At 52.9% G+C, this 16,056-nt stretch carries 11 protein-coding genes; 7 read left to right on the top strand and 4 right to left on the bottom strand.

The genetic code is table 11. The annotated features are described in order from the left end of the window. Nucleotides 1–42 precede the first annotated feature (42 nt). From AAGQ96_RS20375 to AAGQ96_RS20360, 4 genes are all read left to right on the top strand, one after another. Entirely contained in the window at nucleotides 43–618 is a 576-nt protein-coding gene (locus AAGQ96_RS20375; RefSeq protein ID WP_342754435.1) for an antibiotic biosynthesis monooxygenase, read from the top strand. After that, the gene (locus AAGQ96_RS20370) at nucleotides 615–2,474 is read left to right on the top strand and encodes an amidohydrolase (RefSeq protein WP_147200222.1); all 1,860 of its coding nucleotides are present in this window, start codon (nucleotides 615–617) and stop codon (nucleotides 2,472–2,474) included. The genes AAGQ96_RS20375 and AAGQ96_RS20370 overlap by 4 nt, the downstream gene beginning before the upstream one ends. 258 nt (nucleotides 2,475–2,732) lie before the next feature. Beyond that, the gene (locus tag AAGQ96_RS20365) at nucleotides 2,733–4,910 is read left to right on the top strand and encodes a TonB-dependent siderophore receptor (RefSeq protein ID WP_147200221.1); all 2,178 of its coding nucleotides are present in this window, start codon (nucleotides 2,733–2,735) and stop codon (nucleotides 4,908–4,910) included. A 380-nt stretch (nucleotides 4,911–5,290) separates the two neighbouring features. Beyond that, complete coding sequence (locus tag AAGQ96_RS20360) at nucleotides 5,291–7,483, top strand: hypothetical protein (RefSeq protein ID WP_342754434.1); 2,193 nt, start codon at nucleotides 5,291–5,293, stop codon at nucleotides 7,481–7,483. A 380-nt stretch (nucleotides 7,484–7,863) separates the two neighbouring features. On the opposite strand, the gene gorA is transcribed toward AAGQ96_RS20360, so the two are convergent. Continuing rightward, nucleotides 7,864–9,216, bottom strand: a complete 1,353-nt coding sequence (gene gorA / locus AAGQ96_RS20355) for a glutathione-disulfide reductase (protein WP_342754433.1) — start codon at nucleotides 9,214–9,216, stop codon at nucleotides 7,864–7,866. Nucleotides 9,217–9,393: 177 nt separating this feature from the next. Between gorA and rnz the strand changes: the two genes are divergently transcribed. Then, the gene (gene rnz / locus AAGQ96_RS20350; protein WP_342754432.1) at nucleotides 9,394–10,308 is read left to right on the top strand and encodes a ribonuclease Z; all 915 of its coding nucleotides are present in this window, start codon (nucleotides 9,394–9,396) and stop codon (nucleotides 10,306–10,308) included. Nucleotides 10,309–10,364: 56 nt separating this feature from the next. Here rnz and AAGQ96_RS20345 read toward each other — a convergent pair whose 3' ends face one another. Both AAGQ96_RS20345 and AAGQ96_RS20340 read right to left on the bottom strand, forming a co-directional pair. Further along, nucleotides 10,365–11,207, bottom strand: coding sequence for a 23S rRNA (adenine(2030)-N(6))-methyltransferase RlmJ (locus AAGQ96_RS20345; protein ID WP_147200217.1), 843 nt, complete (start codon nucleotides 11,205–11,207; stop codon nucleotides 10,365–10,367). Between the two features lie 91 nt (nucleotides 11,208–11,298). After that, complete coding sequence (locus AAGQ96_RS20340) at nucleotides 11,299–12,123, bottom strand: CPBP family intramembrane glutamic endopeptidase (protein WP_342754431.1); 825 nt, start codon at nucleotides 12,121–12,123, stop codon at nucleotides 11,299–11,301. Between the two features lie 199 nt (nucleotides 12,124–12,322). Between AAGQ96_RS20340 and prlC the strand changes: the two genes are divergently transcribed. Next, nucleotides 12,323–14,368, top strand: a complete 2,046-nt coding sequence (prlC, locus tag AAGQ96_RS20335; RefSeq protein WP_342754430.1) for an oligopeptidase A — start codon at nucleotides 12,323–12,325, stop codon at nucleotides 14,366–14,368. Continuing rightward, a complete protein-coding gene (gene rsmJ, locus AAGQ96_RS20330) occupies nucleotides 14,365–15,120 on the top strand; it encodes a 16S rRNA (guanine(1516)-N(2))-methyltransferase RsmJ (RefSeq protein WP_342754429.1) in 756 nt (251 codons plus the stop codon). The genes prlC and rsmJ overlap by 4 nt, the downstream gene beginning before the upstream one ends. Nucleotides 15,121–15,277: 157 nt before the next feature. On the opposite strand, the gene uspA is transcribed toward rsmJ, so the two are convergent. After that, nucleotides 15,278–15,715, bottom strand: coding sequence for a universal stress protein UspA (uspA, locus tag AAGQ96_RS20325; RefSeq protein WP_147200213.1), 438 nt, complete (start codon nucleotides 15,713–15,715; stop codon nucleotides 15,278–15,280). Between the last annotated feature and the right edge of the window lie 341 nt (nucleotides 15,716–16,056).

Genomic DNA, 16,056 nt, shown 5'->3' with positions numbered 1-16,056 from the left:
GCTCCCCCCGGTGAAGACCGGGGAAACCGGAAGGAGAATAATGTGGACTGGCCTCATCAACCCGAACATATCACTTTAGTGATAACCCACAGCGTGCAGGCGGGAAAGCAGGCTGACTACGAACGCTGGCTGGCGGTGATCATGCCGGAAGCGGCGCTGTTTAGCGGACATCTTGGCGTGAACGTGCTGCGCCCGGTACATGGCGAGCTGACTTATACCGTGCTAATCAGATTTGATAATGTCGATAATCTTTATCACTGGTTACAGTCAGATCAGCGTAAAGCACGCGTAGCAGAATTAGCCACGTTACTTAGCGGGAAAGAACATATCGAAATGCGGCCTGGTGCGGCATTCTGGTTTACGCCCCCCGCGCCCGGTCAACGTTCTCCGGCGCGCTGGAAACAGTTTCTGGTTACGCTGGCGGTTATTTTTCCTTCCACCAATCTGGTTCCCTGGTTCTGGAGCGAGCTGTTTCCCAATCTGAAAGGTACGCTGCCAGGACATTTTTTAAATGATGTCAGCGTCGTTGCGCTGGTGGTCTGGCTATGGATGCCTGCGATCACGCGTTTGCTAAAAAACTGGCTTAGCCCTCAGACCCCACCCGGAGAAGAAAAATGAATACAGCCTCATTGATTCTGACGAATGGCAATTTTCATACGGTTGATGGTGATAAACCGCTGGCAACGGCGGTGGCAATAAAAGACGGTAAATTCCTGGCTGTTGGCAGCGAAGCCGAGGTGATGCACTACGCCGGCGAGGCGACTCAGGTCGTCGATCTACAAGGCTCGACAGGAATTCCCGGCCTCAACGATTCTCACCTGCATCTGATCCGGGGTGGCCTGAATTACAATCTTGAACTGCGCTGGGAAGGCGTGCCTTCGCTGGCCGATGCATTAAGAATGCTGAAAGAGCAGGCGCTGCGTACGCCTAATCCGCAATGGGTACGCGTGGTTGGCGGCTGGACTGAATTTCAGTTCGCAGAAAAACGCATGCCGACGCTGGATGAAATCAATGAGGCCGCGCCGGATACGCCCGTATTCATTCTGCATCTCTACGATCGTGCACTGCTAAACCGGGCAGCATTAAGAGTGGTGGGTTATACGCGTGATACGCCAAATCCGCCAGGTGGCGAAATCCAGCGCGACAGCAACGGCAATCCAACCGGCATGCTGATTGCGCGACCAAATGCCATGCTGCTGTATGCCACGTTAGCAAAAGGGCCAAAGCTTCCGCTTGAGCAGCAGGTAAATTCAACGCGTCAGTTTATGCGCGAGCTGAACCGGCTCGGTCTGACCAGCGCTATTGATGCGGGCGGCGGTTTTCAGAACTACCCGGACGATTATGAGGTGATCGCCGAACTGCACGCTAAAAAGCAGCTCACGGTGCGTATCGCTTATAACCTCTTCACCCAGCGCCCCGGCCAGGAAGTGGAAGATTTTGAAAAATGGACCGATATGCTTAAACCTGGCCAGGGCACCGATTTCTATCGTCATAACGGCGCGGGTGAAATGCTGGTGTTTTCAGCGGCGGACTTTGAAGATTTTCTGGAGCCGCGTCCGGATCTGGCACCGGGAATGGAAGACGAACTGGAACGCGTGGTACGCCATTTGGTTGAGCATCGCTGGCCGTTCCGCCTGCATGCCACTTACAACGAATCGATCGGCCGCATGCTCGACGTCTTCGAGAAGGTCAACCGCGACATTCCTTTCAACGGTTTGCACTGGTTCTTCGATCACGCTGAGACCATCACCGAAGCCAATATTGAACGGGTGAAGCGGCTTGGCGGCGGTATTGCCGTGCAGCACCGGATGGCTTTTCAGGGCGAATACTTTGCCGATCGTTATGGTGCTGATGCCGTGAAGCAGACGCCCCCGGTGAGAAAAATGCTTAACGCTGAGCTGCCGGTAGGCCTGGGCACCGACGCAACCCGCGTAGCGAGCTATAACCCGTGGACCGCGCTTTACTGGCTGGTCTCCGGACGGACGGTCGGCGGCATGGCGATGTATGACGAGCACGCCAGGCTGGATCGTGAAACGGCGCTGATGCTGTGGACGCAGGGCAGCGCGTGGTTCTCCAGCGAACAGGGTAAAAAAGGGCAAATCAAAGCCGGGCAGCTGGCGGATCTGGTCATTCTTTCAAAAGATTACTTCAGCGTAACGGAAGAAGAGATTAAAGGAATTGAATCGGTATTAACCGTAGTCGATGGCGAAATTGTTTACGCAGCGGGTGGGTTCAGTCCGCTTTCTCCGCCGCCGATACCTGTGTTACCGGAGTGGTCTCCGGTGGTTAACGTGCCGGGGCATTACCGCAGTGCACCGCCTGAGCGAGTCGGGGTGACGCAACAAGTGCATCAGTGCAGCGGGCCGTGTGGTGTGCATCAGCATTCGCATAACGTAGCGCGGCATTCGACCGTTCCCGTTTCCGACGACAATGCATTTTGGGGTGCGCTGGGCTGCTCCTGCTTCGCCTTCTAATCGGTATCCTTTAGCTATTACCGCTCAGGTTAAAGGCCGTGCTGCAAAGCGCGGCCTTTTTAATTTTAACCAACAGGAAATGGGCGCATAAAAGGCCAGGCTACGGTTTTGTTGGTGAATCAGGACTGAGGGGTTTGATCAATCTTTTCCCGAAAAAAGGATGAAATGTGAAGTTTGCCCTTCCATATGCAAAAAGGAATAATTATCGTTATCATGCGCATTCACTAACACAATGATACATAATCAGGGAAATGATTAATGGTTGACATAACTGGTTTCAAATTCAAACCTCTGGCGATAGTTATCGCCTGCTTTCTGAGTAGTCCGGCCTTGGCGGCTGAAACAGAACAGGATGACGAAGCACAAATGCTGGTCACTCGTACTGCCGAAGAACAGCTAAAGCAGCAGCCTGGCGTGTCGGTTATCACCGCTGAAGACATCGCTAAAAATCCGCCTGTTAATGACCTTTCCGATATCATCCGCAAAATGCCTGGCGTCAATCTCACCGGCAACAGCGCCACCGGGAGCCGGGGTAATAATCGCCAAATCGACATCCGTGGGATGGGGCCAGAAAACACGTTGATTTTAATTGATGGCGTGCCAACCACTTCACGTAATTCTGTGCGCTACAGCTGGCGGGGCGAACGCGATACGCGCGGTGATACTAACTGGGTGCCAGCAGAGATGGTCGAACGTATTGATATTCTGCGCGGCCCGGCGGCAGCGCGTTATGGCTCTGGCGCGGCGGGCGGTGTGATTAATATCATTACCAAACGCCCAACGAACGACTGGCACGGCTCGCTTTCTCTGTTCACTAACCAGCCGGAAAATGACCAGGAGGGTGCGACCAAACGCACCAATTTTAGCCTGAGCGGCCCGCTGGCAGGCGAGGCGTTAACCATGCGCCTGTACGGCAATTACAATAAAACCGATGCCGATGCCCTGGATATTAATACGGCGCAAAACGGCAGTTACGCAGCAGGCCGGGAAGGGGTACGCAATAAAGACATCAACGCGCAGTTCTCATGGAAGATGACGCCGACGCAGATTGTCGATTTGGATCTCGGCTACAGCCGACAGGGCAATATCTACGCGGGTGATACGCAACACAGCAACGGCAATATCAGCCCCAACGGCCTGGTCTCTTCACTTTATGGCCATGAAACCAACCGCATGTATCGCCAGACCTACGGCATTACCCATAACGGCATCTGGGACTGGGGCCAGTCGAAAGTCGGTTTTTACTATGAGAAAACCAACAATACCCGTCTGCATGAAGGAACGACGGGTCGTGTGGAAGGAATGATTAACAGCGAAGCTTATGACACCAGCCGCCTGAAAAATTACCGCACCAGCGGCGAAGTGACTATCCCGGTAGAAAAATGGCTGGATCAGACGCTGACGCTGGGCGCGGAATGGAATCGCGAAGCGTTGAACGATCCGGCGTCAATGCAGACTACCAGTACCAGCAATGTTACGGGCATCGGTATTTCAGACCACCGCAGTTCCAAAAACAGCGCAGAGCTGAGCGCGATCTATGTTGAAGATAACATTGAGCCTGTCGCCGGCACCAACCTGATCCCCGGTTTACGCTTTGATTATCATAGCAAGTTTGGCGGCAATTTCAGCCCAAGCCTCAATGCCTCTCAGGCGTTGGGAGATTATTTCAAGCTGAAAGCCGGTATCGCGCGCGTCTTTAAAGCACCGAACCTTTACCAGTCGAGTCAAGGCTATCTGCTGGCCACGCGTGGCAACGGTTGCCCAAATACCATTGAAAAAAATAGCTGTTATTTGATGGGTAACGGCGACCTCGATCCGGAAATCAGCATTAACAAAGAGATCGGGCTGGAATTTAATCATAAAGGTTATGCTGCCGGTATCACCTATTTCCGCAACGATTATAAAAATAAAATCGTTTCCGGTACCGACATTCTTGGCTACGCCTCTAATGGCTACAATATCCTGCGTTGGGAAAATGGCGGCAAAGCGCTGGTGGAAGGGCTGGAAGGTAATCTGACCATCCCGATCGTTAAAGATACGCTGGACTGGCGTACTAATGCGACCTATATGATTACGTCAGAAAATAAAGACACCGGCAATCCGCTATCCATTATTCCTGAATATACCATCAATACGATGCTGGATTATCAGGTCACGGAAAAGCTCTCCACAAATCTTAACTGGACATTCTACGGCAGACAGAAACCGCGTCAGTATGCAGAAATCCGTAATGAGGTGGGTAGCCTTTCAAACAAAGCGGTGAGTGCTTACTCTATCGTTGGCATCGGTGCGAATTATGCTGTGGTGAAAAACGTACAGGTGAAAGCGGGCATCAGCAACCTGTTCGACAAGCGCATCTACCGTGAAAACGAAGGGGCTTCTACCTATAACGAAGCGGGCCGCGCTTATTATGCGGGTATGACCTTATCGTTTTGATTACTAAAGATGAAAGCCAGCTCAGGCTGGCTTTAAACGGCTGACAAACTCAAAGCATAAGGAACATGAGCCTGAAACAAAGCGTCCTGAGCGATGGACGGCACAGAACGCTCGCGTATGAACGCCGCTTTTTGTCTCTTTATGGAAGGCTCATGTTCCTCATGCCAGCACTGTGTCAACAGCCTCACGCCCGCTTGACGGGTGATTAATCGCGTACGCAGCGGCTCTATTCATTTTTTATTTTGAATTTATCTTTTCCCTTCTTTACTCACCCTGCACAGATATAACTCTTCCTATACTCCCTTTAATACCTTGTAAAAGGGGCCATCGCTTCTTATGGATAAAAAAATAAAAGCAACCATTTAACGGGAGCGTCTGTGATGCAAAAAATAAAAAATTTTATTCACGCTTACCGCTGGATAATTATTTCAATCGGCTTGCTGGTTATTTTACTGATGCTTGCGGTGATTGCGGGGCGCCTGTTTACCGGTATGGCCGCTGAAAAGGTCTATCCGGTGCTGGCGCAGCCGGAAGAAACGGAAGCCCCTTCTACATTCACCACTTATCCTTCTTCCGCAGCCACCGAAGCCATTATTGGCGGTCAGGGAACAGGATTGAACTGCTCCATTCCAACAATGATGGAAAAAATTGCGTTCAAGCGCGAAAAAGACGGTTCGAATATTTCCCTGCGCTTTCGCCAGGCTTGTGTGATGCACGACCTTTGCTACCGACACGGCTATGCAACTTACGGCTATAGTCAGGCCGATTGCGACACGCAGCTGCAACGCTCAGCTTATCGTTTGTGTCGGCAGATCCACGGCCAAAGCAGTGATAAGCCACTTAATCCTCTTTCGATGTATACCGCTTGTGAGCATGAAGCCAAAGAAGTGTTGTTGGGTGTGACGTTGGGCGGGGCGGGTTCTTTTCACAGCCGCAGAAGCTCAACTTTTTTTGAATACGATCCTCAACCGTCAATGGCCGACAACTATGTTGTAGGGCGCGCGGTACCAGAAGGGATCGTTACCGATCCCGGCAACGATTTGGGGATCCGCTCGTTCTATTTTTGGCGCAACACGGTGAAGATGAGGGTGCTGTCAGCGAAGCCGGGAACAGCCAGCGCCAGTGCTGTGCCCTTTCCCAATGCGCTTGTCGCCACGCCTCCTGTAGTAACCGGCGCAGCAGAAAGCAACGGCAGGCTCCCGTTGCCGCCACTGATTTCACTGGCCCGTAATTCATTCAGTGAAACCAGCGTTCACCTTATTCCTTTCGAGATAACCTCACAAAATAGCGCAGGTAAAACGAGATATACGCTGGCGCTGACGCCGTGCATGGCGACCGGCCGCTATGTCTGTGAACGGGATGCTGATGCCTCAGTGAACAAGTTTTCTATTATTGAAAACAAGCCATTTTTGCTTGCGCTAACGCATCGTGGCGTACTGAGTAGCAATAAAACTTCAGTAGAAATCGAGCAAAAGTCCTTCCTGAAAAACAACGCCGGGAGCGAAGACGCTATGCCGGATTATGCGCTTAATGGCCCGCTAACCGCGGTGCATAATCAGTACCGTTTTCTGCCGCATGATATGCTGCTCGAACGGGATTTTTCTAATAAAGTCACCCACGCCTGGACCTTTGCCCGTGGCGTGCAGGTGTCTCCCGGCGGTAAACAATTCATCAGGGATAATAGTGGGAAAGATTACTCAATCCGGGTAGCCGTCGCGCGTCAGCCGTTGGGTAATAATCCTGCTAATGCTATTCAGCGGTTTTCGCTGAGTGCCAGGGAGACAGATGAACCTTTATCGCTAATACGACTGGGGAAAAAAGAGGGGACGGCACTGGTCGGCCTTGCCTGGTCGGCAGAGGATCTTAAGCGGGTAGAAGGTGGTCATCCCGCTGAAAATCCACCGTTAATTAAAATATGGCGGGTACCGTTAAACGGCAGCGCACCGGATCCGACGCCGCAAGCGTTAAGCGTGCCGGTTCCCCTGCCTAATGGCTATATTAGTGTGCCGCCGATCGTGGCCCGCCTCAGTACTCAGGATCCCGCGTTGATGGTATTAACGCGTGTAGGGCCAGATATCTGGCAGAGTCAAAAGGGTCAGGAAACTAACCTGGCGACCTCAAAAACGCTGGCGGTTGATTTCATTATTACCAGCTTAATTAGCCAGGTGGGTAAACCGATCTATTTTGCCAATAATTATCAGCTGCGTTGTGAGATTGGCCTGGACAAACAACTGCAATCGCCTGATGCCAGTTCGATTAAACAGCGTGCCTATCGCACAATTTATGGACGCTACAATCAGACGCTGGAGGCGAAAAACCCTGCGGATCAGATTAACCATATTAAATCGGATCTCGCTCAGCGCTGGCGAATGAGTCAGGTGATCGTTTCTGAAAGAAAACTGGAGAAAGAGGGCGCGGTGATGGCGCTGAGTATGGTCTTTAATGGTTTTCCGGCGATGTCATTTCAACTGTTATTAAAATCTGATAATGGCCGGCTACGCTATATTCATTCTGATGCTGAACCGCGTTTTATTAATTTCTGCTACCTGAAAGCATTGCAGGGTAATTTGTAGTCGCTGTATACGGAAGTTAAAAGCCATGACTGCATAGCGCACGCCGATTTGTTGGATGCCCAACTTACGACGCTGGCTTTATGCCGTCATGGCTTGTGCAGGTTAAAACTTAACTTATTGCCTGCTACGGGCTACTTTTACTCCACGCCCCAGGCGACGTCCCGTTTCGCCCGTGCTTTACCACTCCAGATAAAGTTCTGAATGAAGTTAATCGCTTTTTGATGGCGGCTTTTCTCAGGAAAAGCTGAACCGGCGACGCCTCAGGTTCAGCACGGTAAATCAGAACAAAAATTTGCTTTAAAGGTATGACAGATACAAAAAAACTGGCCTGTAACAGCCAGTTTTTGATGAATCAGAAAGCCAGGAAAGGGCTCTCAGGATTAACGCATCGTGACAAACTCTTCCGCGCCAGTTGGGTGAATGGCGACGGTATTGTCGAAGTCTTTCTTGGTTGCGCCCATTTTCAACGCCACCGCGAAGCCCTGGAGCATTTCGTCCATGCCATAACCGATGCCGTGGATACCGACGATTTTCTCATCTTTGCCCACACAGACCAGCTTCATACGGCAAGGCTGACGATGTTGAGTCACGGCGGTATACATCGCGGTAAAGGATGACTTGTAAACTTTCACTTCGTCATCGCCATACTGCTCACGCGCCTGCGGTTCGCTCAGGCCAACGGTACCGATTGGCGGATGGCTGAATACCACGGTTGGCACATTGCTGTAGTCCAGATGCTCTTCCGGCTTGTTGTTAAACAGGCGCTCGGACAGGCGACGACCCGCAGCAACCGCAACCGGCGTCAGTTCAACGGCACCGGTATTATCGCCAACGGCATAAATCCCTTTCACGTTAGTGTTCTGATACTTATCGACGTTGATATAGCCTTTCTCGTTCAGCTCAACGCCGGTCACGTTCAGGTTCAGATTATCGGTTGCCGGTTCGCGACCAATCGCCCAGACCAGGCAATCTACCGTCTGCTCTTTGCCGTTTTCCAGCTGGAGCGTCAGGCTGCCGTCGGCGTTTTTGATAACCGCTTTTGGAATGGATTCGGTATGCAGCGTTGGGCCTTCAGCGTTCATCACCTCAACCAGCGTATCGACGATCAGCGGATCGAAGGTACGCAGCGGCGCATGCTTACGCACAAACAGGTGGGTTTCTGAACCCAGCGCATTCACCACGCCTGCGATTTCTACAGCGATATAACCTGCACCGACCACAGCGGTGCGCTTTGGCAGCGCATCCAGATCGAAGAAACCGTCAGAATCAATGCCATATTCCGCACCAGGGATCGATGGATGGGTCGGACGGCCGCCGGTGGCGATCAGAATATGATCCGCCGTAATTTTTTCGCCGTTCACTTCAACAGTGTGCGCATCAACAAAGCGGGCATAGCCTTTAATCACGTCGACTTTGTTTTTGCCCAGCACGTTATCGTAAGAGCTGTGGATACGGTCGATATAGGCGCTGCGGTTTTTTACCAGCGCGGACCAGTCAAAGCTGTTCACCGTGGTGTTAAAACCGTAATCCGGGCCGTACTGATGAATCGCTTCTGCGATTTGTGCAGCGTGCCACATCACTTTTTTCGGTACACAACCGACGTTCACGCAGGTGCCGCCCAGCTCTTTCGCTTCAATCAGCGCGCATTTTTGTCCGTACATCGCGGCACGGTTAATCGAAGCGATGCCGCCGCTGCCGCCGCCAATAGCCAGGTAGTCATAATGTTTGGTCATCGAAGTGTCCCATAAGCAAGTCAAGTAAACTGGCCATAGTGTAGCGTTACTCGGCTGATTGCCGCAAAGTTTGCATCTATGATTGTGATAGGGCGGCCTGCGTGAAAAGGGCCGTTACGCATCTTTTTTAACCGATTGACTTACAGATTTTGACCATTAACCGCAAAGAGAGACTCAATGGAACTGCTATTTTTAGGTACCGGCGGCGGTACGCCGAGCCGTTTGCGTAACGTCACCAGTATTGCGCTGAACCTGCAAGGCGTACATAACGGCTTCTGGCTGTTTGATTGCGGAGAAGGCACCCAGCACCAGATGCTGCGCTGTCCACTGAAAGTCAGCAAGCTGGAAAAAATCTTCATCACCCATTTGCATGGCGATCATATTTTTGGGCTGCCGGGTTTACTGACCAGCCGCTCAATGAATGGCATTACCGACGGCATCACGCTGTATGGCCCAAAAGGCATTAAAGCCTTTGTTGAAGCCACCCTGGGTTTAAGCGGTTCATGGCTGACGTTTCCGCTGGAGATTGTGGAAATCACCGCCGGAGAGGTGCTTAACGACGAGCATTTTCGCGTAACGGCTTATCCCCTGACGCATCCGGTCGAATGCTACGGCTACCGTATTGAAGAACACGACAAACCCGGCGCGCTGGATGCCGGGCGGTTACTGGCCGACGGTATCAAGCCGGGCAAGCTTTTCCAGCAGCTTAAACTGGGTAAAACGGTCACCATGGAAGACGGGCAGATCGTCGACGGCAGAAAATACCTTGGCCCGGCAATCAAAGGACTGACGCTGGCGATCTTTGGCGATACCAGCCCAACACCCGCTTCACGCGAGCTGGCAGCTAACGTTGATGTGATGGTGCATGAGGCGACGCTTGCGGTAGAGATGGAAGAAAAAGCCAACAGCCGCGGACACTCTTCGACGGTTCAGGCGGCAAAAGCCGCAAAAGAAGCGGGTGCGAAAAAGCTGATTGTGACGCATCTGAGTTCACGATATCTGCGTGAAGACACCGAATGGCTACTGGCGGAATGTCGGGCGATTTTTCCTGCAACCGAAATGGCGCATGATTTCTCAGTGTTTGAGGTTTAGCCGGCGGGGAAAACAACCGGGCAGCAAGGCTGGCTGCCCGGTGTGTGAGGCGTCGGTTATTCCGGCACAATCCAGCTAACTTTAGTGTGGCCAGTACCGGCGGGAACCAGATGCTTGTGCAACCATGGCAGCACGTTATTCATCTGCTGCTCCAGTTTCCACGGTGGGTTAATCACCACCATGCCGGAAGCGGTCATACCGCGCTGATCGCTGTCCGGGCGAACCGCCAGCTCAATTTGCAGAATGCGACGAATACCGGTCGCTTCCAGCTCGGAAAACATGCGTTTGATTTGCTGACGCATCACAACCGGATACCACAGCGCAAACACGCCGGTACCAAAACGCTTGTAGCCTTCCTGAATGCCTTTTACCACCGCCTGATAATCGCTTTTGATTTCATAAGGCGGATCGATCAGCACCAGGCCGCGACGGGACAGCGGCGGCAATTTGGATTTCAGTTGCAGATAGCCGTCTGCTTTCTCGGTGCGTGCGCGATCGTCTTTGGAAAACTCATTACGCAGCAGCGGATAGTCGCTTGGGTGCAGCTCGGTCATATTCAGCTTGTCGTAAGGACGCAGCAAATGACGGGCAATCAGCGGTGAACCTGGGTAGTAGCGCAGTTTGCCGTTAGGGTTCAGCTGCTTAACGCAGGCAATGTAGCTTTTCAGCTCTTCCGGCAAGTCGTCCTGCTGCCAGATGCGCGCGATCCCTTCCAGATATTCCCCGGTGCGTTCGGCATGCTCACCGCTCAGCTGATAGCGACCTGCGCCAGCATGGGTATCAAGGTAAAGGTAAGGCTTATCTTTCTCGTTAAGCGAGTCGATAATCAGGCTCTGAACGGTATGTTTGAGAACGTCGGCGTGGTTGCCGGCGTGAAAACTGTGGCGATAACTCAGCATGTCGTGGGATCTTTCCGGTATTAAAGCGATTGTGCCGCCAGCGCGGCACAGGTTGTGTTCAGTATAACTGTCCGGGAGGGAAAATGCTCTGTTATCCTGGCGGGTGTTGCCACAAGGGATAAGTGAAGAACAGCAGATGCAGCATATTGAAAGCAAAATGCACCAGCGTGGAAACCCAAACCCGTCCGCTCCACAGCCAGGCCAGGCCGTAAATGAGCCCGGCAACGGTGGCAAAACAGATCAGCATGACGCCGCCCGCTGCATGGGCCAGCCCAAACAGGACAGATGCGGCAAGCAAGCCCCAGCCGTTTCCGACCCGCTGGCTCAGTCGTTGCTGTAACCAGCCGCGGAACAGCGCCTCTTCAGCAAACGAGACGAAGAACAGATTGGCCAGCATAAAAGAACCCAGCCATTCCGGATAATGTAATTCGACGCGCAGCCCGCCAGCCAGCGTGGCAATCAGTAACAAAAGCGGTAGCGAAAGCAGCAGAATCAGCCACCAAAGCCGGTTTCGTGGCGGCGTTGCCGGACGTTTTAAAAGCCCGGGCAGGCAGCCCAGCAGCAGAAAAGGAACCAGCGCTTTATCGAGATTGTAATTGAAAGTAAAAGGCGCACTTTCCGGCCCGGCTTGCGCACCGGCAACCACGATAGGGTTAGTAAAGCCCGGCACCAGATGCAGCATCAGTGCGCCAGCGCTAAGAACCAGTAACCCTTCGCCAACCTTTGCGAGAACATCCGATTCCTTACGTCGAAAACAGAAGAAAGCCACGGCAGCCATCACTACCAGCACCAGCAGCGCGACAGGCTGTAAGGTATGGTTAAGGACGGCAACTATCAGCGAAACTACCAGCAAACCCAGTGAAATCCGCAAACGAAAAGGCAGAAAGAACAGCGATGCGGCCAGCAGATACCACATAAATACACTCCCTGTTATCAGCAAATCAGGACGACATTGCGCCGGAGAAAAATTATGCTCTCGCACCGGAATGCAGGCAAATCTCTTTTCCCACCAGCGAACTGCTGCGGCTGCACCATTGATTTTCGCTACACTTAACCTCATGTTAGCTTAATCGCGTGCCTGAACACGCCCATACATGATTTAAAAGGACTGCGCTATGACCAATCCGCTACTCACTTCTTTTACGCTTCCGCCTTTCTCCGCCATTCAACCCGAGCACGTGGTGCCAGCCGTAACTAAAGCGCTGGAAGATTGCCGTGCCGCAGTGGAAAAAGCAGTGGCTCAGGGCGCGCCTTACACCTGGGATAATCTGGTTCAGCCTCTGAGTGAAGTAGATGACCGCTTAGGCCGCCTTTTCTCGCCGGTCAGCCACCTGAACTCGGTAAAAAACAGCCCGGAGCTGCGTCAGGCCTATGAGCAAACGCTGCCGCTGCTGTCGGAATACAGCACCTGGGTAGGCCAGCACGAAGGTCTGTATCAGGCATACCGTAATCTGAAAGAAAACAGCTATGAAGGACTGAGCGCACCGCAGAAAAAAGCGGTTGATAACGCGCTGCGTGACTTCGAGCTTTCCGGTATCGGCCTGTCGAAAGAAAAACAGAAGCGCTACGGTGAAATCGCCTCACGTCTGTCCGAACTGGGTTCGACCTATAGCAACAATGTGCTGGATGCCACCATGGGCTGGAGCAAGCTCATCACTGATGAAAGCGAGTTGTCCGGCATGCCGGAAAGCGCGCTGGCTGCGGCAAAAGCTCAGGCAGAAGCGAAAGAGCAGGACGGCTGGCTGCTGACGTTGGATATCCCCAGCTATCTGCCGGTGATGACCTACTGCGACAACCAGGCGCTGCGTGAAGAGATGTATCGTGCCTATTCGACTCGTGCTTCCGATCAGGGGCCGAACGCCGGCAAGTGGGATAACAGCGAAATCATGGCCGAAGAGCTGGCGCTGCGCCACGAGCTGGCCCAGCTGCTGGGCTTCTCCTCCTACGCCGACAAATCACTGGCGACCAAAATGGCCGAAAATCCGGCTCAGGTCACTGACTTCCTGACCGACCTGGCTAAACGTGCGCGTCCTCAGGCGGAAAAAGAGCTGGAGCAGCTGCGCGCCTTCGCGAAAAAAGAGCATGGCATTGACGAACTGAACCCGTGGGATCTGACTTACTACGGCGAAAAGCAAAAACAGCATCTGTATGCGATCAGCGACGAGCAGCTGCGTCCTTACTTCCCGGAAGAGCGTGCGGTTAACGGCCTGTTCGAAGTCGTGAAGCGTATTTACGGCATCACGGCTAAAGAACGCAAAGACGTTGATGTCTATCATCCTGACGTGCGTTTCTTCGATCTGTTTGATGAAAGCGGCGAGCTGCGCGGCAGCTTCTATCTGGATCTCTACGCGCGTGAAAACAAACGCGGCGGAGCATGGATGGACGATTGCGTCGGCCAAATGCGCCTCGCGGATGGCTCATTGCAGAAGCCGGTCGCCTATCTGACCTGTAACTTTAACCGCCCGGTTAGCGGCAAGCCTGCGCTGTTTACTCACGACGAAGTCACCACGCTGTTCCATGAATTCGGCCACGGTCTGCACCACATGCTGACCCGTATCGAAACGCCGGGCGTCGCTGGTATTAGCGGTGTGCCGTGGGATGCCGTCGAGCTGCCGAGCCAGTTTATGGAAAACTGGTGCTGGGAACCGGAAGCGCTGGCGTTTATCTCCGGTCACTATGAAACCGGCGAGCCGCTGCCTCGGGAACTGCTGGATAAAATGTTGGCAGCGAAGAACTATCAGGCCGCGCTGTTTATTCTGCGTCAGCTGGAGTTCGGCCTGTTTGATTTCCGCCTGCATGCCGAGTTCGATCCGGCGAAAGGCGCGCAGATTCTTGAGATGCTGAAAGAGATTAAACAGCTGGTAGCCGTGGTGCCAAGCCCATCCTGGGGCCGCTTCCCGCATGCCTTCAGCCATATCTTTGCGGGCGGCTATGCTGCCGGTTACTACAGCTATCTGTGGGCGGATGTGCTGGCGGCGGATGCTTACTCACGTTTTGAAGAAGAAGGCATTTTCAATCGTGAAACGGGCCAGTCTTTCCTGGATAACATCCTGACGCGCGGCGGTTCTGAAGAGCCAATGGAACTGTTCAAACGCTTCCGTGGTCGTGAGCCTCAGCTGGATGCAATGCTGGCGCACTATGGGATTCAGGAACAGGCGTGAAAATCTGTTTAATTGACGAAGCGGGCGCCGGAGACGGCGCCTTATCTGTTTTGGCCGAACGCTGGCAGCTTGAACATGATGAACAGGCGCTGATGGCGCTGGTAATGACCGCCACGCATCTTGAACTGCGCAAGCGGGACGAGCCTAAGCTTGGCGGTATTTATGTTGATTTTGTGGAGGGCGCGATGGCGCATCGTCGCCGTTTTGGCGGCGGACGTGGCGAGGCGGTAGCCAAAGCCGTTGGCATCAAAGGCAGCTATCTTCCTGATGTGATTGATGCCACGGCGGGCCTGGGGCGAGACGCTTTTGTGCTGGCCTCGCTGGGCTGTCGCGTGCGGATGCTGGAACGTCATCCGGTCGTTGCGGCGCTGTTGGACGATGGTTTGCAGCGAGGCTATCAGAGTGCAGAAATCGGCGGCTGGCTGCGTGAAAGACTCACGCTGCTGCATGCGTCCAGCTTAGAGGCGCTAACGGAAATTAGTGAGAAGCCAGACGTGGTGTATCTTGATCCGATGTATCCTCACAAACAGAAAAGCGCGCTGGTAAAGAAAGAGATGCGGGTATTCCAGACGTTGGTGGGAGCGGATAACGACGCTGACGGATTGCTGGCACCGGCAAGACGGCTGGCGAAGAAACGTATCGTGGTTAAACGACCCGATTATGCACCGCCGCTGGCTGGCGTGGCGACGCAATCGGCCGTGGTGACTAAAAGCCACCGCTTTGATATTTATCCACCGTTAGCGGGCGAATAAGTCAGTGCTTTAAGCCCGTGGTGCAGGCCTGGGGAACCCTGGCCGCCCATAAAGACGCAAAAGCGGCGTTTCTGCCAGATCGGGTCGCGTCCGCCTTCAATACAAAATACCGCCAGCCTGTAAGGGCGATAGCGGTATTTTTTTGCCTGCTAAGCTTTTACTCGTCTTCTTCATCATGCAGCGGCACGATCAGCATGTCGATATGCACGGTATTGATCAGCTGGCGTGCAGAAGACATCAGCTTGCTCCAGAAATCCTGGTGATGGCCGCACACCACTAAATCCACATCATATTTCTTAATTGCATCGACCAGAACCTGGCCTAAATCACCGCTGCCGCTGAGGGTTTCGGAGATTGGATAACCTGCGCTGCCAGACAAGTCGGTAAGCGCCGTATGCGTTTCTTCAGAGATACGTTTTTGCATGTCGCCGAGGTTAACGTCAATCAGGCCGGTATAGAGATCGGAGTAATTAACATCGACGTGGATCAGAGAAACTTTGGCGTCATAGGGACGGGCCATGGAAACGGCTTTAGCGACCAGCAGCTTACTTTCGGGCGAAAGATCCACGGCAATCAGAATGTGTTTGTAAGACATAATGTTACTCCTTCCATTCAGTGCGACTGCGTCTTTGCAGACAAGGTTGTCTTTTTTGCATCATAACACATTGAAATAAGATGTAATGTTGAATGAGATGCGGGTTAACGAAGCGCTACGTGTCGCTTTCTTCTGCCTGATATTATAGACCCAATTGTTAACAAGTAACGCGTTGGGCGCTCCCTTTGCGAGCGGGATCAACCTCACGCGGCCTTTCTTTTTGCTGCTTGCTGAAAACATCGCTGGTAAAAATTTCAGCTCATCTCCTAAACTAAACAGTGACGATAAGCCATGCGCTACTGACCGTCGCTCTGTAGTTACAACAACAATTCCGTTTGGTT

The organism is Pantoea sp. MBD-2R, assembly GCF_039134845.1.
Classification (GTDB): Bacteria; Pseudomonadota; Gammaproteobacteria; order Enterobacterales; family Enterobacteriaceae; genus Erwinia.
This window is presented reverse-complemented; position numbering and strand designations above follow the sequence as displayed.